Genomic DNA, 18925 nt, shown 5'->3' on the forward strand with positions numbered 1-18925 from the left:
GACTCGCTGCGATCTCTTGCAGCGGGAGGCGAATCATACAGCGTTTAGAAGCGCTGTCAACCACCGCTTCAACCGCTACCGATCAGACGACCGAAGCACCTCCAGCACTACCTGGATTGATTAACTCGTTGAATCTCAAGGAGTTTCTCGTTCCGACTACGCTGGAAGTGGGGCGCATTATAAGGGGATTCGAAACCCCGTCAACCTTTAAATTCAATAACTTGCAAAATCGCCAAGCGCAAAGCGGGGAGGCCTGTCGGCCTCCCCGCTTTGCAAGCACTCCCTATGACGTCACAGCACACCAGCGGCGCGTAAACGCCCAACATCCTCAGCACCCAACCCCAGCACGTCCGCCAGGACAGCCTCGGTATGCTCACCGAGCAGCGGGGGCGCACGCCGGTACTCCACCGGTGTCTCTGATAGCCGTATAGGGCTAGCCACCTGAGGCACCTGCCCACCCAGCGCATGGGGAATACTGACTGCAAGGCCACGCGCCAGCACCTGCGGGTCCTGGAACATCTGCGCCAGGTCATTGATCGGCCCACAGGGCACACCCGCAGCCTCCAGCTGCTTGACCCATTCCGCCGTAGTCTTGAACACCGTAGCCTGACGGATCAACGGAATCAGCTCGCTACGGTTGGCCACTCGCTGCTTGTTGGTTGCAAAACGCGGGTCGTCCGCCCACTGCGGCTGCCCCGCCACTTCGGCAAACTTGCGGAACTGGCCATCGTTACCCACGGTAAGGATGAAATCGCCATCGGCCGTCGGGAAGTCCTGGTAAGGCACAATATTAGGATGTGCATTACCCAGGCGCCGAGGCGGGTTGCCCGTGGTCAGGTAATTCATTGCCTGGTTAGCCAGGCACGCCACCTGCACATCGAGCAGCGCCATATCGATATGCTGTCCCACACCGGCCTGGTCACGATGGGCGAGGGCGGCCAGGATCGCTACGGTCGAGTACAACCCCGTCAGGATGTCGGTGAGCGCAACGCCCACCTTCATCGGCCCTGCACCTTCTTCACCGTCAGGGCGCCCAGTCAGGCTCATCAGCCCACCCAGCCCTTGAATCATGAAGTCATAACCCGCGCGCTTGGCATAAGGCCCGGTCTGCCCGAAGCCCGTGATCGAGCAATAGATGAGCGTGGGGTTGAGCGCTTTCAGGCTCGGATAGTCCAACCCATAGGCTGCCAGCCCGCCCACCTTGAAGTTTTCGATGACGATGTCCGACTTGGCAGCCAGTTCGCGCACCAGGCGCTGCCCTTGTGGCTGAGTGAAATCGATGGTCACCGAGCGCTTGTTGCGGTTGGCCGACAAATAGTAAGCCGCCTCGCTGGTGTTCTCGCCTTGCGTATCCTTAAGGAAGGGCGGCCCCCATGAGCGCGTATCGTCGCCACTGCCGGGCCGCTCGACCTTGATCACGTCCGCCCCCAGGTCCGCCAGTATCTGACCAGACCATGGCCCAGCCAGTACACGGGAAAGGTCCAACACCCGCAGATGAGATAGCGCGCCCATGGACAGGCTCCTTATCAGTAGAAGGCCTGGATGCCGGTTTGCGCACGCCCCAGTATCAGCGCATGCACATCATGGGTACCTTCATAGGTGTTCACCACTTCAAGATTGACCAGGTGGCGCGCCACGCCAAACTCGTCGGAGATGCCATTGCCCCCGAGCATGTCACGGGCCATGCGTGCGATGTCCAGCGCCTTTCCGCAGGAGTTGCGCTTCATGATCGAAGTGATCTCCACTGCAGCGGTGCCTTCATCCTTCATACGGCCCAAGCGCAGGCAGCCTTGCAGGGCGAGGGTGATTTCAGTCTGCATGTCGGCCAGCTTTTTCTGAATCAGCTGATTGGCTGCCAGCGGGCGGCCAAATTGCTGACGGTCCAGAGTGTACTGACGAGCGGTGTGCCAGCAGGCTTCAGCCGCACCCAAGGCGCCCCAAGAGATGCCATAGCGGGCCGAGTTGAGGCAGGTGAACGGGCCTTTAAGGCCGCGCACATCAGGGAAGATGTTCTCTTGCGGCACAAACACGTTGTCCATGACGATTTCACCGGTGATCGATGCACGCAGGCCAACCTTGCCGTGAATCGCCGGCGCGCTCAGGCCTTCCCAGCCTTTTTCAAGAACAAAGCCGCGGATATCGCCAGCATCATCCTTGGCCCAGACCACGAAGACGTCGGCAATCGGGCTATTGGTGATCCACATCTTGCTGCCATTCAGGCGGTAGCCACCGTCGACCTTTTTCGCGCGGGTGATCATCGAACCCGGATCGGAGCCATGGTTAGGCTCGGTCAGGCCGAAGCAGCCGATCCACTCGCCGCTGGCCAGCTTGGGCAGGTACTTCTGCTTCTGTGCTTCGGTGCCGAATTCGTTGATCGGCACCATCACCAGCGAAGACTGCACACTCATCATCGAGCGGTAGCCGGAGTCGATACGCTCGACCTCACGGGCGATCAGGCCATAACACACATAGTTCAACCCACTGCCGCCGTACTGCTCGGGGATGGTCGCGCCCAGCAGGCCAACCTCACCCATTTCGCGAAAAATCGACGGATCGGTCTGCTCATGGCGGAAAGCCTCCAGTACCCGCGGCGCCAGCTTGTCCTGGGCGAACTGATAAGCGCTGTCACGCACCATGCGCTCTTCTTCAGTGAGCTGCTGATCAAGCAGCAGCGGGTCGATCCAGTTGAAGCTTGCTTTACCGGCCATGAGCAAAATCCTCGGAAATTGGGAGCAGATTCTTGTGCCATTGATCCTAGGCTTGATCGGCAGCGGGGACAAACGAGGATTGCGCACGCACTAGTGATGATTTATCACTTCGTGATACACCAGAACGCCCTGTTAACAGCCATACGAGTGAGGTTGACGTACATGCGCCGCAAGATCCCCAGCACCACCGCCCTGGTCTGTTTCGAAGCGGCTGCGCGCCACGAGAGCTTTACCAAGGCCGCCCAGGAGCTTGCACTGACCCAGGGTGCCGTCTGTCGACAGATCGGCAGCCTTGAAACGTTCCTCAACGTGGAACTGTTCCGCCGCTCGCGGCGCGGCGTGAAGCTGACCGAAGCGGGGTTGTCCTACAGCCGCCAGGTCGCCACGCAGCTCGATGCGGTGGAACGTGACACCTTGTCGGTGATGCGCCAGCAGGGCGCCAACGTGATCGAACTTGCCGTAGTCCCCACCTTCGGCACCCAGTGGCTGCTACCGCGGCTAAAGGATTTTCAGCACCGCCACCCGGAGGTCACCGTCAACCTGACCAACCGCACCCGCCCGTTCCTGTTCGCCGACACGCCCTTCGACGCCGCCATCTATTTCGGTGATGCCGACTGGTCGGGCACTCACTCTCATCGCCTGATGGGCGAAAACCCCATGCCCGTCTGCAGCCCGGCCTTGCTGAGCGGGCAGGGCCTGCTTGATGCGCAACGCATTGCCAACCTCCCGCTGCTGCAACAGACCACTCGGCCCTACGCTTGGCGCCAGTGGTTCAACGGCCTCGGGATGACCATCGCCGGCGACATGACAGGCCCGCGCTATGAACTGTTTTCCATGCTCGCCCAAGCCGCCATGCATGAGATGGGGGTTGCGCTGATCCCGCCGTTCCTGATCCAGCGCGAACTGGAGGAGGGCAGGCTGGTGGTCGCTAACAGGCACGCACTGTCCAGCACCAAGGCCTATTATCTGATGATCCCGGAGCGCAAAGTGGAGTCCGCCTCGCTGCGCGCGTTCCGTGACTGGCTACTGGCCCAGTCACAGCTGTATATCGCCGCTCACAAGGGCGAAGCGCCTGCCTGACTTTTGTAGTCAATTATTTTAAACACCTACAGATATATTTTTTTGTCGCTTTTAAGACAACTGTTCGGGTTAAACGAAAAACCACTTTCAGCCCCGTGAACACGCGGGCTTCAGAGGCTTTTACGACCACGAACAGCCAATCTGCGAAATCATCGCAAAAAAATTCCAAATCTCCCCTAATCTGCCAATAGCCCATGCTTGATGGGCTGCGAGCCAATTGTTGCGACATACGGTCACAGGGTGACTTGTAGTTTTAACTTCGTTTCGCTCCAGAACCGGTTGAAGCCCTTTGGGTTCGTCTGCAAAATGCTCCGCCCGCCCAGGATTCGGCGGGCTGGCATTCAATAGCCAACCCCGCGCACCATCCGAAGTGCGCTGGCTTCTATAAAGACAAAAAGGTCACCGCAGGAGAAATAGTCGTGCACATTGGTGTTCCTCTCGAGACGCAGACCGGTGAGACAAGGGTCGCTGCGACCCCGGAAACGATCAAAAAACTGATTGCCCAAGGCCATCAGGTCACGGTCCAACGGGGGGCGGGCCTCAATGCCAGCATTCCGGACAGTGCCTATGAGGCCGTGGGCGCTTCCCTGGGCGGTGCCGCAGATGCCTATGGCGCCCAGCTGGTCCTCAAGGTTGTCGCGCCCGACGACCTGGAACTGGCTCAGCTCAACAGCGGCAGCGTGCTGGTGGGCATGCTCAACCCCTTCAACAGCGAACTGATCGCCAAGATGGCAGCGCGCGGTATCACCGCCTTCGCCCTGGAGGCCGCACCTCGCACGTCGCGCGCCCAGAGCCTGGACGTGTTGTCGTCCCAAGCCAACATCGCCGGCTACAAGGCCGTGTTGCTGGCCGCCCATCACTACCCCCGTTTCATGCCCATGCTGATGACCGCCGCCGGCACCGTAAAGGCTGCCCGTGTGCTGATCCTGGGCGCAGGGGTTGCCGGCTTACAGGCCATCGCCACGGCCAAACGCCTCGGCGCGGTCATCGAGGCGTCGGATGTACGCCCGGCAGTGAAGGAGCAGATCGAATCGCTGGGGGCCAAGTTCATCGATGTGCCCTACGAGAGCGACGAGGAGCGCGCCTGCGCCGAAGGTGTCGGCGGCTATGCACGGCCGATGCCGGCCAGCTGGATGCAACGCCAGGCCCAAGCGGTCCACGAACGCGCCAAACAGGCCGATATCGTCATCACTACCGCACTGATTCCCGGTCGCAAGGCACCGACGCTGCTCAGTGCCGAAACCGTGGCGCAGATGAAACCAGGCTCGGTGGTCATCGACCTGGCTGCCGCCCAAGGTGGTAACTGCCCGCTGACCGTCGCCGATCAGGTGGTCATGGAAAACGGCGTGACCATCGTCGGCCCGACCAATCTGCCCGCGCAGGTAGGTGCAGACGCCTCGGCCCTGTATGCCCGCAACCTGCTGGACTTCATGAAGCTGCTGTTCGACAAGGACGGCGCGCTGGTCATCAACCTCGAAGACGACATCGTCGCGGCCTGCCTCATGTGCCGCGACGGTCAGATCGTCCGCAAGAACGGCTAAGGAGCACGACAATGGAAGACATGCTGATTTCCCATGGCATCTACAACCTGATCATCTTCGTGCTGGCCATCTATGTGGGCTATCACGTGGTGTGGAACGTCACGCCGGCACTGCACACACCGTTAATGGCGGTCACCAACGCCATTTCGGCGATTGTCATCGTCGGTGCCATGCTGGCAGCCGCCCTGACCGTAACCCCTGCGGGCAAGTTGATGGGTACTCTGGCAGTGGCCCTGGCCGCAGTGAACGTATTCGGTGGCTTCCTGGTCACCCGGCGCATGCTTGAGATGTTCAAGAAGAAAACCAAGAACGAGGCGCAGAAGTAAGCATGAGCATGAATCTGGTAACGCTTCTCTACCTCGTCGCCTCGGTCTGCTTCATCCAGGCACTCAAGGGCCTGTCGCACCCGACCACCTCCCGGCGCGGTAACCTGTTCGGCATGATCGGCATGGGGATCGCCATCCTCACGACGGTGGGCCTCATCTATAAGTTGGGTGCAGAGCTGGCGACCGCCGGCATCGGCTACGTCATCGTCGGCCTGCTGATCGGCGGCTGCGCCGGTTCGATCATGGCCAAACGCGTGGAGATGACCAAGATGCCGGAGCTGGTCGCCTTCATGCACAGCATGATTGGCCTGGCGGCAGTGTTCATCGCCATCGCCGCAGTGCTCGAACCGCAGTCCATGGGCATCGTTGCCGTCATCAGCGACCCAATCCCCGCCGGCAACCGCCTGGAGCTGTTCCTCGGTGCAGCCATTGGTGCAATCACCTTTTCCGGCTCTGTGATCGCCTTCGGCAAGCTGTCGGGCAAGTACAAGTTCCGCCTGTTCCAGGGAGCACCCGTACAGTTCACCGGCCAGCACAAGCTGAACCTGATCCTGGGCCTGACCACCCTCGCGCTGGGCCTGCTGTTCACCTTCACCGGCCACTACAGCGCCTTCACCCTGATGCTGGTCCTGGCCTTCATCATGGGTGTGCTGATCATTATCCCGATCGGGGGCGCCGACATGCCGGTCGTCGTGTCGATGCTCAATAGCTACTCGGGCTGGGCGGCGGCCGGGATCGGCTTCTCGCTGAACAACTCGATGCTGATCATCGCCGGCTCGCTGGTAGGCTCCAGCGGTGCGATCCTTTCGTACATCATGTGCAAGGCGATGAACCGTTCGTTCTTCAACGTCATCCTCGGCGGTTTCGGCGCCGATGCCGACGCAGGCGCCACTACAGGTGCGAAGGAGCAGCGCCCGGTGAAGTCCGGTTCCGCTGACGACGCCACCTTCCTACTGAGCAATGCCGACAGCGTGATCATCGTTCCAGGTTACGGCCTGGCCGTCGCACGCGCCCAGCACGCGCTCAAGGAGCTGACCGAGAAACTGACCCACAACGGTGTCACGGTGAAGTATGCGATCCACCCGGTGGCAGGGCGCATGCCTGGGCACATGAACGTGCTGCTGGCAGAGGCTGAAGTGCCTTACGACCAAGTGTTCGAGATGGAAGACATCAACGCCGAGTTCGGCCAGGCCGACGTCGTGCTGGTGCTGGGCGCCAACGACGTGGTCAACCCGGCAGCGAAGAACGACCCAAAGTCGCCGATCGCTGGCATGCCCATCCTCGAGGCGTACAAGGCCAAGACCATCATCGTCAACAAGCGCTCCATGGCCAGCGGCTACGCCGGCCTGGATAACGAACTGTTCTACCTGGACAAGACCATGATGGTGTTCGGCGACGCGAAGAAAGTCATCGAAGACATGGTCAAGGCCGTCGAGTAACGCTCTCGCCTCGAACGCTGCACGCGATAAGAAGGCCCCGGTGAGTATTTTCCGGGGCTTTTTTTCATTTTGGCTGATCCAGATCAACGGCTCTATTTCAGGGCTTCTCATACGACCATGGTCGTGGGACGGCGCCGGGCGAAATCTCTAGACTGCGCTGCAGTAGCTTCAGTAGCCCGAGATAACAATCCATGTACCGTGATCGTATCCGCTTGTCCTCCCTGCACAGCAAGGTAATGAGTGCGGCTGATGCCGCTGGTTTGATCGAGGACGGCATGACCGTCGGCATGAGCGGTTTCACCCGCGCCGGCGAAGCCAAGGCTGTGCCGCATGCGCTGGCCGAACGCGCCAAGCAGTCGCCACTGAAAATCAGCCTGATGACCGGCGCCAGCCTGGGCAACGACCTCGACAAGCAGCTGACCGAAGCCGGCGTGCTGGCCCGTCGCATGCCGTTCCAGGTCGACAGCACATTGCGCAAGGCCATCAATGACGGCCAGGTCATGTTCATCGACCAGCACCTTTCGGAAACCGTCGAGCAACTGCGCAACCAGCAGCTGAAACTGCCGGACATCGCGGTCATCGAAGCCGTCGCCATTACCGAAGAAGGCCACATCGTGCCCACCACCTCGGTAGGTAACTCGGCCAGCTTCGCGATTTTCGCCAAACAAGTGATCGTCGAGATCAACCTGTCGCACAACGCCAACCTCGAAGGCCTGCACGACATCTATATCCCGACCTACCGTCCGACCCGTACCCCGATTCCGTTGGTGAAGGTCGATGATCGCATCGGCAGCACTGCCATCCCAATCGACCCGGCCAAGATCGTCGGTATCGTCATCAGCGACCAGCCAGACTCGCCGTCCACCGTCTTGCCGCCCGATGAAGAAACCCAGGCCATCGCCGACCACCTGATCAACTTCCTCAAGAACGAAGTCGACGCTGGCCGCATGACCAACAAGCTCGGCCCACTACAGGCGGGCATCGGTAGCATCGCCAACGCGGTGATGTGTGGCCTGATCGAGTCGCCGTTCGAAGACCTGACCATGTACTCCGAAGTACTGCAGGACTCGACCTTCGACCTGATCGACGCTGGCAAGCTGAGCTTCGCCTCGGGCAGCTCGATCACCCTGTCGACTCGCCGCAACGCTGACGTGTTCGGCAACCTGGAGCGCTACAAGGACAAGCTGGTGCTGCGCCCGCAGGAGATCTCCAACCACCCTGAAGTCGTGCGCCGCCTGGGTATTATCGGCATCAACACCGCGCTGGAGTTCGACATTTATGGCAACGTCAACTCCACGCACGTTTGTGGCACCCGGATGATGAACGGCATCGGTGGCTCCGGCGACTTCGCCCGCAACGCCCACCTGGCGGTATTCGTTACCAAGTCGATCGCCAAGGGCGGCGCGATTTCCAGCGTGGTGCCGATGGTCAGCCACGTCGACCACACCGAGCACGACGTCGACATTCTGGTAACCGAGCAAGGCCTGGCCGACCTCCGCGGCCTGGCGCCTCGCGAGCGGGCTCGTGCGATCATCGACAACTGCGTGCATCCGGACTACCGCGCCGCGTTGAACGACTATTTCGATCGCGCCTGCCAACGCGGTGGCCACACCCCACACATTCTGCGTGAAGCGCTGAGCTGGCATGAGAACCTGGAAGAATCTGGGCGCATGCTCGCTAGCTGATCGGTTGTAATCACGACCTGGCGTCGTGACGGGGCTGCACCACCAGCCCCAGCCATCCCAAGGGCCGCTGTGCGGCCCTTTTTTTGCGTTGAAAAGCGGTGCTGCAACCCCGTGCCGTAACAGTGACCTCACCAACTCGAAAATAACTGTACTACTGTACTGGTTATTTTGCTGACCTCTCTTTACTCCCGCGGTCATATGACAGAAAAATGCACCATAATCGTGCGCACCAGTACAGTTGCGCCAGTTTCGAGTGCAACAGTACGGTTAAACAGTTAACTGGCCTATCGCATTACTGTTGAACTGTATCTACTGTTATGGACAACAGAGGAGGATCATTGGCATCAGTTAAATCACTACCTAATCCCGCCACAAGCGGAAGGATGAAGCATCATGGAACGTACCCTCAGTTCCGGTCTGGTTTTCGAAAACAACGCACAGCAATCTAACGCTTCGCTGCCGCTGCGCGCGCTCTCCACCCTGCTGCTGTGGCAGCGTCGCATGGCCAGCCGCCGTCAACTGGCTCGCCTGGACGCCCGCCTGCTGGCCGACGCCGGTATCAGCGAATCGCAGCGTTACGAAGAGCTGAGCAAGCCGTTCTGGCGCTAAGCATCGGTTGCCGGCTTAGTCCGGCACCGCGAATTCCAAACCCGTTGCAGGTAACTGCAGCGGGTTTTTTATTGCCTGGGCCGCGCGCTAGAGCGGTTGATGCACCGACAGGTGCAGTTTTGAATATTTCATTAATGGCCGACACAGTTTGTTTGCGCGCCATCCATTAACCTCCGCAAATACCGCCGCGTGATACGCTTGGCTTAACAGTCTGGTAGAAACCATCTGTTCAAAAGTACCGCGACGAACCCTGTGAGCGTCCGATAAGCAGACCCACCCGACCCTTTTCCAGGAGTCCACGACCATGTTCCGTAATCACCTGATTGGCGCCGCCCTGCTGCTCGGCCTGGCCAGCGCTGCCAACGCCAGCAGCTTCGTCGTCACCACCGATGCCGTGGTACGTGCCGTTGCCGCTACCACCGACGCCACTTCCGACCTGTCCTCATCGTTCCGTGATGACAAGATCGTCCAAGCGGCACGCGACGACGCCGCCAGCTACGTTGGCAGCCAGGGCGCGATTCGCGGCGCCAAGCTGGAAAGCGCCTTCCTGCACATCCGTTCAAGCATGCCAGCACTGCAAGCCAGCGATGCACAGTTGGCCCAAGCCATCCTGGCGCTTTGATTCCGCGCCATGCGCAGCAAGGGCCTTGGCCGTTGTCTGCGCAACTGCTGTAGCCTGCACCCATCACGATTCCAGCCGTAAGAAAGCCCATGCGTTATCTGTTGCCGTTGTTTTTCACCGCCATGGCGATGCCGTTGGCGATCGCCCGCGCCCAGGCCATGGACACCACTACGCAAAGCCTGGTCATCACAGGCTACGTAACCAGCCAGGTCACTACCGCCCCGTTCGACCGCAAGCTGGTCAGGCAAGCACGCGACGATGCCGCTGCATTTGTCGCAAGCGATGGCATGATCCGCGGTGCACGCCTGGAAGCCGCGCTGGATGCGCTGCGGCACAACTGTCACCACTCTGTCGGCGACCTTGAACTGGCAGAGGCAATTCTCGTCCAATAACCACATTTGACTCCCTGTATGCTCCGGAGATGCTCCATGCGTAAACCGCTGATCGCCGCTACCCTCGGCATGTTGCTGCTGGCCGACCTGGCCCAGGCACAGACTCTGGTGGCCACCAGCAACATCATCGTGCGTGCCTTTGGCCGCTCGATCGACTTCACGTCCGACACCACCACGTCGATCCGCGATTCCAAGGTCGTGCGTGAGGCCCATGACGATGCCGCCAGCTTCGTCGCCAGTAACGGCGATATCCGTGGCGCCCAGCTCGAAGCTGCTTTCAATACCCTGCGTGAGCGCGTACCCGAAGCGCGCGGCGCCAGCGACCAGGTGCTGGCCGAAGCCATTCTCGCGCTGTGAACCGTGTGCGTGCCTGGCTGCTCGGCTGCGCCCTGACGCTGCTCGGCACGCCCGCCATGGCCGACCTGCAGCTCACGCTGCAGGCGTCCGGCCTGGAACCACAACAGGTCCAAGCCACCCAGGCCTTGCTGGACGAGGCGCTGAACAAGCTCCCTCCACGTTTCAAGCAGCAGCTTGACCGGCGCATTCTGGTCAGCTGGAGCGACAACATGCCGGCCGATGCCTATGGCCAGGCATCTGTGGTTTCGACCTTGGAGCTCAACCGTCGTCTGCTGCCCAGCCTGGCAGACGGCAGCGCTGCGCATGAGGCCACCCAGCGGCCCCATGGCACGGTGCGCCTAGAGCTGCTAGCCACCGTGCTGCATGAGCTCACCCATATCTACGACCGCGCTCGCCTCTGGCCCAGCGCGGAGCGCTCCCTGATCGCCCGTTGCAAGCGCCAGCAAGGATCGCTCGGCAAGGTCGGCCTGCCGGAAGACTGCCGCGGCCAGGCCGAACGGCGCTTCACCCTCAGCGATGACCCACGCCTGCTCGACCTGGCCGGCTGGCAGCAATACGTCGGCCGTCGCGGCGAGCGCGAACAGCACAACGGCCAGTTCGTGCGCAGCCCCGACAGCTACGAGCTGAGCAGCCCCAAGGAGTTCATCGCGGTCAACATGGAGTACTTCCTCCTCGACCCGAGCTATGGCTGCCGCCGCCCGGCCCTCAACCAGTACCTGCGCGACCACTTCGGCTGGGCGCCCCAACAGAACAACTGCGCCAAAGGCCTGCCATTTCTCAACGCTGGCAGCGATTTCGCCCGCCAACCGCTGGGTGAGATCGACCCGGAACGGGTCTATGAGGTGGATTACCTGCTGGCCGAAGCCAATCAGAACTGGGTCAGCCGCTGGGGCCACAGCATGCTGCGCCTGGTGATCTGCAAGCCTGGGCGGCCACGCGGGCCGGATTGCCGCCTGGACCTCGACCAGCACCTGGTGCTGTCGTATCGGGCATTCGTCAACGACGTGCAGCTTTCGAGCTGGGATGGCCTGGTCGGCGCCTACCCGTCACGGTTGTTCGTACTGCCTCTTGGCCAGGTGATCGACGAGTACACCAAGACCGAATTGCGCAGCTTGGCCTCGATCCCTTTGAAGCTCACCCGCAGTGAGATCGAAAACCTGGTACGCCAGGCCGCCGAAATGCACTGGAGCTACGACGGCAACTACTACTTCCTGTCCAACAACTGCGCAGTGGAATCGCTGAAGTTGCTGCGCAGCGGCACCGCCAACCCACGCTTGAATGACCTCGACAGCATCATGCCCAACGGCTTGCTCGAAGTCCTCAAAGGCAGGGGGTTGGCCGATACCAGCGTGCTTGACGACCCACGTGAGGCACTGCGCCTGGGCTACCGGTTCGACTCCTATCGGGACCGCTACCAGGCCATGTTCGACGTATTGAAGAAACAGTTGCCAATCAAGCAAGACAAAGTCGAGGACTGGCTGGCCCTGGACGCCGAACAGCGCCGTGGCTGGTTCGCACAAGCCGACCTGCGTACCAGTGCCGCCTTGCTTTTGCTCGAGCAGGCCAGCCTGCGTCGCCAGTTGCTGCTGGCCCAGGACGAGGTCAAACAGCGCTACCTGAATGCGGCCGCACTCAAGGATGGCAGTATCAACAAAGCCGACCAGACCCTGAAACAGATGCTCGCCAACAGTGGCTTCCTCAGCCGCCCGGCGGAGCTGCTGGATGCCAAGGGCTATGGGCTGCCGCAGCCGGATGAGCGCAAGCACCTGGAAAAGGTCAGCACTGAGCGCCAGGCCCAGTTGCTAAGGTTGAGCACCGACCTGGACAAAGAGGTGAGGGCGCTACTGGAGCCTTCCCGGGCCCGGGAAATTGCCGCAGTCGAGGCCAATGTGAAGCAGGTGGGGGAGCATCTGCGGGCGCTGCACAAGGCTGCGGGGGGCCTGCAACTGCCATAGAGCCCTTGCGGGTAGGGCTCTATGGGCATCACCAAAGGCTACAGTTTTTCTTCCACTTCCCCTGGCAAGTCTTCATCCAGGTGCAGCCAGGGCAAGCGGCTGCCGGTCCAGATATGCCGCTGCGCCCGCACCTGCTCAGGATGATCCAGTGTCGCCACCGTCACATCGATGCTGCCCGGGCTGTGCTCGGTCACCAACGCCACGTGTGCGCCACACTCGCCACAGAAATAGCGCTTGCAGGTGGCCGGCGCCATATAGCACTGCGGCCTGCCGGCCAGCCATCGGAAGCCTGAGCGGGGCAGGGTGAGCCAGGTGACCACCAGGCCGCCGCTGACCCGCCGACAAATAGAACAATGGCAATGGGCGATGTCTGTCAGATCGCCCTGCAATCGATACCGCAAGGCGCCACAGTGGCACCCACCTTCGGTTACATCCAGCATCACCTACCTCCTGTCGCCCATTTCTCAGCGAAAGCTGGCTGAAAGCTTGCCCTCATAGGATAGCGCTCACCACCGGCACAAGACCGGTTAGCCAGGGCACCCGGAGATTTCCATGCCCGGCCCAAATCAACAACAACAATGGTGATTCTGATGTTTTCCTGTGCCCGCCTTCTCGTAGTCCCCCTCCGCCTGCTCCCCGCGCAGCGCCCGACGCGCTGATCCGCCCGAATCGACATTCCTTTCGCCGCGCTACGCCTGGAGTATTGCCATGCTGACCTTCCTCGGCTTTGCCATGGTCATCACCTTCATGTACCTGATCATGACCAAGCGCCTGTCGGCCTTGATCGCGCTGATCCTGGTACCGATCCTGTTCGCCCTGTTCGGTGGTTTTTCCGCCAAGATCGGCCCGATGATGCTCGAGGGCATCAGCAAGCTTGCGCCCACCGGCGTGATGCTGATGTTCGCCATACTCTACTTCGCCCTGATGATCGACTCCGGCCTGTTCGACCCGGCCGTGCGCAAGATCCTCAAGCTGGTCAAGGGTGACCCACTCAAGGTCTCCGTGGGTACTGCCGTACTGGCCCTGGTGGTATCGCTCGACGGTGACGGCGCTACCACCTACATGATCTGCTGCGCCGCCATGCTGCCCCTGTACAGCCGCCTGGGCATGAGCCCACGAATCATGGCCGGGCTGATCATCCTTGCCGGCGGGGTAATGAACATGACGCCATGGGGCGGCCCGACTGCCCGTGCTGCCAGCGCCCTGCACGTGGACCCGTCGGACATCTTCGTACCGATGATCCCAGCCATGGTCTTCGGCGTGCTGGCGATCCTGGCCATCGCCTATCTGTACGGCAAGCGTGAGCGTGCCCGCCTGGGCGAGCTGCACCTGCCCACCGACGACATCGACCATAGCGAAATTACCGTATCGCAGTTCCCGGAAGCCCGTCGGCCCAAGCTCATCTACTTCAACGGCGCCCTGACCGCCGCCCTGATGGTGGCGCTGATTGCAGGCGTGCTGCCGCTGCCGGTGCTGTTCATGATCGCGTTCAGTATCGCCATGATCGTCAACTACCCATGCCTGCAGCAGCAGAAGGACCGTATCGCCGCCCATGCCGGCAGCGTGTTGGCAGTGACCGGCCTGATCTTCGCCGCCGGTATCTTCACCGGCATCCTGTCAGGCACCGGCATGGTCGAGGCCATGTCCAAGAGCCTGCTGGCGGTCATCCCCGAAGCACTGGGCCCTTACCTGGCCGTCATTACTGCGATCGTGAGCATGCCGTTCACCTTCTTCATGTCCAACGATGCGTTCTACTACGGCGTGCTGCCGGTGCTGTCGGAAGCGGCCAGCCACTACGGTATCAGCCCGGTAGAAATGGCCCGTGCGTCGATCGTCGGGCAACCGGTACATCTGCTCAGCCCGCTGGTACCCTCGACCTACCTGCTGGTGGCCCTGGCGGGCATCGAATTCGGCGATCATCAGCGCTTCACCCTCAAGTGGGCAGTGCTGGTATGCCTGTGCATAATGTTCGCCGCGTTGCTGATGGGCATTTTCCCGCTGTTCAGTAGTCTCTAGTAAACCCGCATTACCCCACGCGATGCGCCTGTCCGGGCGCATCGCCATTATCGTTCGAAGGAATACACATGGAATGGCTGACCAGCCCGGAAATCTGGGTTGCCTTTTTTACCCTCACAGCGCTTGAGATCGTTCTCGGGATCGACAACATCATCATGATCTCGATCCTGGTCAGCCGCATGCCCAAGCACATGCAGCCACGCACCCGGATTTTCGGCCTGGCCCTGGCCATGGTCACCCGTATCATGCTGCTGCTGTCGATCACCTGGGTCATGCGCCTGACTGCCGACCTGTTCGTGGTGTTCGGCCAAGGCATCTCCGGCCGGGACCTGATCCTGTTCTTTGGCGGCCTGTTCCTACTGTGGAAAAGCTCCCAGGAAATCTACCACGGCCTGGAAGGCGAGGAGGAAAGCTCGGATGAGCCCAAGGGCGCAGGGGGCAAGTTCTTCTACACCATCATTCAGATCGCCATTATCGACATCGTGTTCTCCCTGGACTCGGTCATCACTGCTGTGGGCATGGTCTCGCACGTACCGGTGATGATCGCCGCGATCGTGGTGGCAGTGCTGGTGATGATGCTGTGCGCCGGTGCCATCAGTAACTTCATCGACAAGCATCCATCGCTGAAGATGCTCGCACTTTCGTTCCTGATCGTCGTGGGTACGGTGCTGATCGCTGAATCCTTCGACGTCCATGTTCCGAAGGGCTACGTGTACTTCGCCATGGCCTTCTCGCTGGCGGTGGAGGCCATCAACATCCGCATGCGTACCGCCCTGGCGCGCAAGGGAGGCAAGGACCACGATCCAGTGAAACTGCGCAAGGACATCCCAGGTCAATAAGACCGGGAGCGCTGAACCTAAAGGCCCTCAACCGGGCCTTTTTTTATGCGCAAGCTTTCATGACAGAAATATTTCAAATGTTTGCCGACCATGCCAAGCTGGCGCCAGGTCTGCAAAACAACTAAAGCTTGAGTGAGCACTGGGAAATATTGCCCACCCCCGGGCCAGGCTCACGGCTTCACCTGTTTGGCTCCGCTTTTGGAGCGACGATAAAAAAGGGGGGCTAGACCATGCTGACCCTGCTCAACCTGCTGTCCGCCGTGGCCTTGCTGGTGTGGGGCACGCACATCGTGCGTACCGGCATCCTGCGCGTATTTGGGTCCAACCTGCGACGGGTGCTCAGCCAGAACATGAACCGGCGGCCCCTGGCGTTCATCGCCGGCATCGTCGTGACCGCCGTCGTGCAGAGCAGTAACGCCACCGCCATGCTGGTCACCTCCTTCGTGGGCCAGGGCCTGATGGCCATGACACCGGCCCTGGCGATCATGCTCGGCGCCGATGTCGGTACGGCATTGATGGCGCGGGTGCTGACCCTGGACCTGTCATGGCTTTCGCCGCTGCTGGTGTTTCTTGGCGTGATCTTCTTCCTGTCACGCAAGCAGACGCGTGCCGGCCAACTGGGCAGGGTGGCGATTGGCCTGGGGCTGATCATCCTGGCACTGGAGCTGATCGTGCAGGCCGCTGCGCCGATCACCCACGCCCAGGGAGTGAAGGTGCTGTTTGCCTCGCTGACGGGCGACATTCTGCTCGATGCCCTGGTTGGCGCACTGTTCGCCATGATCACCTATTCAAGCCTGGCCGCCGTACTGCTGACCGCCACGCTGGCCGGCGCAGAGGTCATCAGCCTGCCGGTGGCCATCGGCCTGGTGGTCGGCGCCAACATCGGCAGTGGGTTGCTGGCCTTCATCAGTACCAGCATGCAGAACGCCGCTGGCCGGCGCGTGGCCTTGGGCAGCCTGCTGTACAAGCTGATTGGCCTGGTGCTGATCATCCCGGTGCTACACCCCCTGGTGGCATGGATGGACTCGCTGAGTTTCAGCCCCCAGGAGCTGGTCATCGGCTTTCACCTGCTCTACAACACGCTGCGCTGCTTGATCATGCTCCCCACGGTCAACCCCATGGGTCGGCTGTGCAACCGCCTGCTGCCCGAGCGCGAAAACGGCAACGGCCAGATACGCCCCCGGCACCTCGACGTCTCGGCACTCACCACCCCCAGCCTGGCACTGGCCAATGCCGCGCGCGAGACATTGCGCCTGGGCGATATTGTCGACAGCCTGCTCGAAGCCATGCTCAACGCCCTGCGTGGCACCCAGACGGCCTTGCCACAGCAGGTGCGCGCCTTGGGTGAGGACGCCGACGCCTTGTACAGCGCGATCAAGCTGTACCTGGCGCAAATGCCGCGGGAGGACCTCAGCGACCAGGACAACCGACGCTGGGCCGAAATCATCGAACTGGCGATCAACCTCAAGCTGGCCTGTGACTTGGTCGAGCGCATGCTGCGCAAGGTGCAGCAGCAGAAGACCAGCCAGCGTCGGGAGTTCTCCCAAGTCGGCCTGGAAGAACTGACCGGCCTGCAGGAGCAATTGCTGGCCAACCTGCGCCTGGGGCTGTCGGTATTCCTCAGCGCCGACCCGGAAAGCGCGCGCTTGCTGCTACGTGAAAAGCGACGCTTCCGCGCCCAGGAAAGGCGCCTGGCCCATGCCCATGTCAGCCGTCTGCAGCGCAAGGTGGTGCAGAGTATCGAGACGAGTTCACTGCACCTGGAACTGATTGCTGACATGAAACGTTTGAACTCTTTGTTCTGCAGCAGTGCCTATGTGGTACTAGGTGGCTCGGACACGGGCGGGCTGATGCTCGACAGCGTGCCGGACGAAGCTAACCTGTCCTGACCCCGCCTTCCTGGAGACTCGAGCTCGCCCATGCGTCGCCTGATGTTCGTTTGCCTGCTGATCTGCAGCCTCCCTTCACTTGCCCTCGATCGCTCGCGGGTAGAGGGCTACCTGTTACCCAACGGCCTGCAGGTGATTCTCAAGTCCGGGTATGAACGGGATCATGTGGCGATCCGCCTGGTGGTAGGGGTAGGCCTGGACGACTTCGATTGCGAGCAGAAAGAACTGCCGCATCTGCTCGAGCACCTGTTGTTCAGCGGTATCGACGACAGCGGCGAGGGTGGCCTTGAGGAGCGCCTGCAGGCGTTGGGTGGTGAGTGGAATGCCTATACCAGCAGCGCCGACACCACCTTCGTCATCGAAGCCCCGGCGCGCAACCAGCGCAAGGTACTCGACCTGTTACTGGCGGTGCTTCGCGATACCCGCATCGACGCCAAGGCCCTGGCCACCGCCAAGCGCATCATCGAACGCGAAGACGGTGGCCACTATGGCCACCTGCAACGCTGGCTCGACCGCCAGGACATCGGCCACCCTGCCAGCGACCAACTGGCCACCGAACTGGGCCTGAAATGCCCGGAGCGTTCCGACCTCGATGACATGACCCTGGCGCAGGTACAGAACCTGCGCGACCGTTGGTATGCCGCCAACAACATGACCCTGATCATGGTCGGTGGCCTCGACCGCCTCCTGCCGGCCTATCTGGAACGCACCTTTGGCGAATTGCCCGCCACCGAGCCGGAGGAGCGGCGCGATCTGGAAACCATCAGCCAGCAAGCAGAGCAGCGGCGTGACCTGACCCGCGGCTTTGTCGGTGACAGTGTCAAATTGCACTGGTTGTTCATCGAACCGGTGCTGGACAACGACCACCAGCAGACCCTCGACCTGCTCTCGCGCTATCTGGACTGGGCCCTGTACGACCAGCTGCGCCTGCGCAATGGCCTGTCGTACGGTCCTTCCGTACAGCGCGAAAGCTTCGGCGACAGCGGTATGCTCAGCCTCAATGCCGACCTTGAACGCGATGACGTCAACGCCGCCGTCAACCTGATGCAGCAGCTGTTCGACCACCTGCGCAAGCAAGGCCTGGATGCGGACACCTTCGCCCGTATCAAGGATGCCGCCGTCGCCAGGGAAAGCTGGACCACCCAGGGCAACAGCGCCTTGGCCGATTACTACTGGGGTGCGCTGAACGATTACAACAACGGACGCTTTGCCGACCCAGCGCGCAAGCTGCGCGAGGTGACCCTGGAGCAGGCCAACGATGCCCTGAAGGCGTTGCTCAAGGACGAGGGTTATCTGCGGATCGAAAAGCCGTTGTTGGGGTATGACGAACTGTACGGCCTGATTGCCTTGCTGCTTGGCGTGTTGCTGGCGGCAGGATTGCTGCGCAAGCGTCGGCAGACGCCTGAACGACCCAGCGGTGCTACACGGGAGCGGTAGTTCAGCGGTATCCTTTGGCCAGTACCGGCC

At 61.2% G+C, this 18925-nt stretch carries 17 protein-coding genes; 14 read left to right on the forward strand and 3 right to left on the reverse strand.

All coding sequences use genetic code 11. The annotated features are described in order from the left end of the window. Window positions 1-291 precede the first annotated feature (291 nt). Both APH34_RS16820 and APH34_RS16825 read right to left on the reverse strand, forming a co-directional pair. Complete coding sequence (locus APH34_RS16820) at window positions 292-1512, reverse strand: CaiB/BaiF CoA-transferase family protein (RefSeq protein WP_054902165.1); 1221 nt, start codon at window positions 1510-1512, stop codon at window positions 292-294. 14 nt (window positions 1513-1526) lie between these two features. After that, window positions 1527-2708 carry an acyl-CoA dehydrogenase gene (locus tag APH34_RS16825; protein WP_054902166.1) on the reverse strand — a complete coding sequence of 394 codons (1182 nt, stop codon included), beginning with the start codon at window positions 2706-2708 and terminating at the stop codon, window positions 1527-1529. 162 nt (window positions 2709-2870) lie between these two features. Here APH34_RS16825 and APH34_RS16830 point away from each other — a divergent pair, with 162 nt between their 5' ends. The 10 genes from APH34_RS16830 to APH34_RS16875 all read left to right on the forward strand — a co-directional run bounded on the left by APH34_RS16830 (window position 2871) and on the right by APH34_RS16875 (window position 12714). Then, complete coding sequence (locus tag APH34_RS16830) at window positions 2871-3788, forward strand: LysR family transcriptional regulator (protein WP_054902167.1); 918 nt, start codon at window positions 2871-2873, stop codon at window positions 3786-3788. A gap of 419 nt (window positions 3789-4207) precedes the next feature. Continuing rightward, window positions 4208-5329: a Re/Si-specific NAD(P)(+) transhydrogenase subunit alpha gene (locus APH34_RS16835; RefSeq protein ID WP_054902168.1), complete on the forward strand. Its 1122-nt coding sequence runs from the start codon at window positions 4208-4210 to the stop codon at window positions 5327-5329. An 11-nt stretch (window positions 5330-5340) separates the two neighbouring features. Beyond that, entirely contained in the window at window positions 5341-5655 is a 315-nt protein-coding gene (locus APH34_RS16840; RefSeq protein ID WP_003256966.1) for an NAD(P) transhydrogenase subunit alpha, read from the forward strand. Between the two features lie 2 nt (window positions 5656-5657). Then, window positions 5658-7094 (forward strand): NAD(P)(+) transhydrogenase (Re/Si-specific) subunit beta, encoded by a 1437-nt coding sequence (locus APH34_RS16845; protein ID WP_054902169.1) that lies wholly within the window; start codon window positions 5658-5660, stop codon window positions 7092-7094. Window positions 7095-7285: 191 nt separating this feature from the next. Then, window positions 7286-8779, forward strand: a complete 1494-nt coding sequence (locus tag APH34_RS16850) for an acetyl-CoA hydrolase/transferase family protein (RefSeq protein ID WP_054902170.1) — start codon at window positions 7286-7288, stop codon at window positions 8777-8779. A gap of 393 nt (window positions 8780-9172) precedes the next feature. Continuing rightward, window positions 9173-9388, forward strand: a complete 216-nt coding sequence (locus tag APH34_RS16855) for a DUF1127 domain-containing protein (protein ID WP_023378057.1) — start codon at window positions 9173-9175, stop codon at window positions 9386-9388. Between the two features lie 304 nt (window positions 9389-9692). After that, window positions 9693-10010 carry a DUF2388 domain-containing protein gene (locus APH34_RS16860; RefSeq protein WP_054902171.1) on the forward strand — a complete coding sequence of 106 codons (318 nt, stop codon included), beginning with the start codon at window positions 9693-9695 and terminating at the stop codon, window positions 10008-10010. Window positions 10011-10099: 89 nt separating this feature from the next. After that, the gene (locus APH34_RS16865) at window positions 10100-10402 is read left to right on the forward strand and encodes a DUF2388 domain-containing protein (protein ID WP_054902172.1); all 303 of its coding nucleotides are present in this window, start codon (window positions 10100-10102) and stop codon (window positions 10400-10402) included. 36 nt (window positions 10403-10438) lie between these two features. Further along, on the forward strand, window positions 10439-10759 hold the full coding sequence (locus tag APH34_RS16870; RefSeq protein WP_012316830.1) for a DUF2388 domain-containing protein: 321 nt from the start codon (window positions 10439-10441) through the stop codon (window positions 10757-10759). Next, on the forward strand, window positions 10756-12714 hold the full coding sequence (locus APH34_RS16875) for a DUF4105 domain-containing protein (protein ID WP_054902173.1): 1959 nt from the start codon (window positions 10756-10758) through the stop codon (window positions 12712-12714). The genes APH34_RS16870 and APH34_RS16875 overlap by 4 nt, the downstream gene beginning before the upstream one ends. A gap of 38 nt (window positions 12715-12752) precedes the next feature. On the opposite strand, the gene APH34_RS16880 is transcribed toward APH34_RS16875, so the two are convergent. Next, a complete protein-coding gene (locus APH34_RS16880; protein ID WP_054902174.1) occupies window positions 12753-13154 on the reverse strand; it encodes a GFA family protein in 402 nt (133 codons plus the stop codon). A 268-nt stretch (window positions 13155-13422) separates the two neighbouring features. On the opposite strand from APH34_RS16880, the gene APH34_RS16885 reads away from it, so the two are divergent. The 4 genes from APH34_RS16885 to APH34_RS16900 all read left to right on the forward strand — a co-directional run bounded on the left by APH34_RS16885 (window position 13423) and on the right by APH34_RS16900 (window position 18895). After that, window positions 13423-14730: a CitMHS family transporter gene (locus APH34_RS16885; RefSeq protein ID WP_054902175.1), complete on the forward strand. Its 1308-nt coding sequence runs from the start codon at window positions 13423-13425 to the stop codon at window positions 14728-14730. A 68-nt stretch (window positions 14731-14798) separates the two neighbouring features. Next, window positions 14799-15569 (forward strand): TerC family protein, encoded by a 771-nt coding sequence (locus APH34_RS16890; protein ID WP_054902176.1) that lies wholly within the window; start codon window positions 14799-14801, stop codon window positions 15567-15569. A 230-nt stretch (window positions 15570-15799) separates the two neighbouring features. Then, entirely contained in the window at window positions 15800-17458 is a 1659-nt protein-coding gene (locus APH34_RS16895) for a Na/Pi cotransporter family protein (RefSeq protein WP_054902177.1), read from the forward strand. 30 nt (window positions 17459-17488) lie between these two features. Next, window positions 17489-18895 carry a pitrilysin family protein gene (locus APH34_RS16900; protein ID WP_054902178.1) on the forward strand — a complete coding sequence of 469 codons (1407 nt, stop codon included), beginning with the start codon at window positions 17489-17491 and terminating at the stop codon, window positions 18893-18895. Window positions 18896-18925 lie beyond the last annotated feature (30 nt).

Origin of the sequence: Pseudomonas sp. NBRC 111131 (assembly GCF_001320525.1) — a bacterium.
Taxonomy (GTDB): domain Bacteria; phylum Pseudomonadota; class Gammaproteobacteria; order Pseudomonadales; family Pseudomonadaceae; genus Aquipseudomonas; species Aquipseudomonas ceruminis.

Coding starts and splice junctions, on each gene's coding strand:
- APH34_RS16820 (WP_054902165.1), bottom strand. CDS start 1,512: ATGGGCGCGCTATCTCATCTGCGGGTGTTGGACCTTTCCCGTGTACTG.
- APH34_RS16825 (WP_054902166.1), bottom strand. CDS start 2,708: ATGGCCGGTAAAGCAAGCTTCAACTGGATCGACCCGCTGCTGCTTGAT.
- APH34_RS16830 (WP_054902167.1), top strand. CDS start 2,871: ATGCGCCGCAAGATCCCCAGCACCACCGCCCTGGTCTGTTTCGAAGCG.
- APH34_RS16840 (WP_003256966.1), top strand. CDS start 5,341: ATGGAAGACATGCTGATTTCCCATGGCATCTACAACCTGATCATCTTC.
- APH34_RS16845 (WP_054902169.1), top strand. CDS start 5,658: ATGAGCATGAATCTGGTAACGCTTCTCTACCTCGTCGCCTCGGTCTGC.
- APH34_RS16850 (WP_054902170.1), top strand. CDS start 7,286: ATGTACCGTGATCGTATCCGCTTGTCCTCCCTGCACAGCAAGGTAATG.
- APH34_RS16855 (WP_023378057.1), top strand. CDS start 9,173: ATGGAACGTACCCTCAGTTCCGGTCTGGTTTTCGAAAACAACGCACAG.
- APH34_RS16860 (WP_054902171.1), top strand. CDS start 9,693: ATGTTCCGTAATCACCTGATTGGCGCCGCCCTGCTGCTCGGCCTGGCC.
- APH34_RS16865 (WP_054902172.1), top strand. CDS start 10,100: ATGCGTTATCTGTTGCCGTTGTTTTTCACCGCCATGGCGATGCCGTTG.
- APH34_RS16870 (WP_012316830.1), top strand. CDS start 10,439: ATGCGTAAACCGCTGATCGCCGCTACCCTCGGCATGTTGCTGCTGGCC.
- APH34_RS16880 (WP_054902174.1), bottom strand. CDS start 13,154: ATGCTGGATGTAACCGAAGGTGGGTGCCACTGTGGCGCCTTGCGGTAT.
- APH34_RS16885 (WP_054902175.1), top strand. CDS start 13,423: ATGCTGACCTTCCTCGGCTTTGCCATGGTCATCACCTTCATGTACCTG.
- APH34_RS16890 (WP_054902176.1), top strand. CDS start 14,799: ATGGAATGGCTGACCAGCCCGGAAATCTGGGTTGCCTTTTTTACCCTC.
- APH34_RS16895 (WP_054902177.1), top strand. CDS start 15,800: ATGCTGACCCTGCTCAACCTGCTGTCCGCCGTGGCCTTGCTGGTGTGG.
- APH34_RS16900 (WP_054902178.1), top strand. CDS start 17,489: ATGCGTCGCCTGATGTTCGTTTGCCTGCTGATCTGCAGCCTCCCTTCA.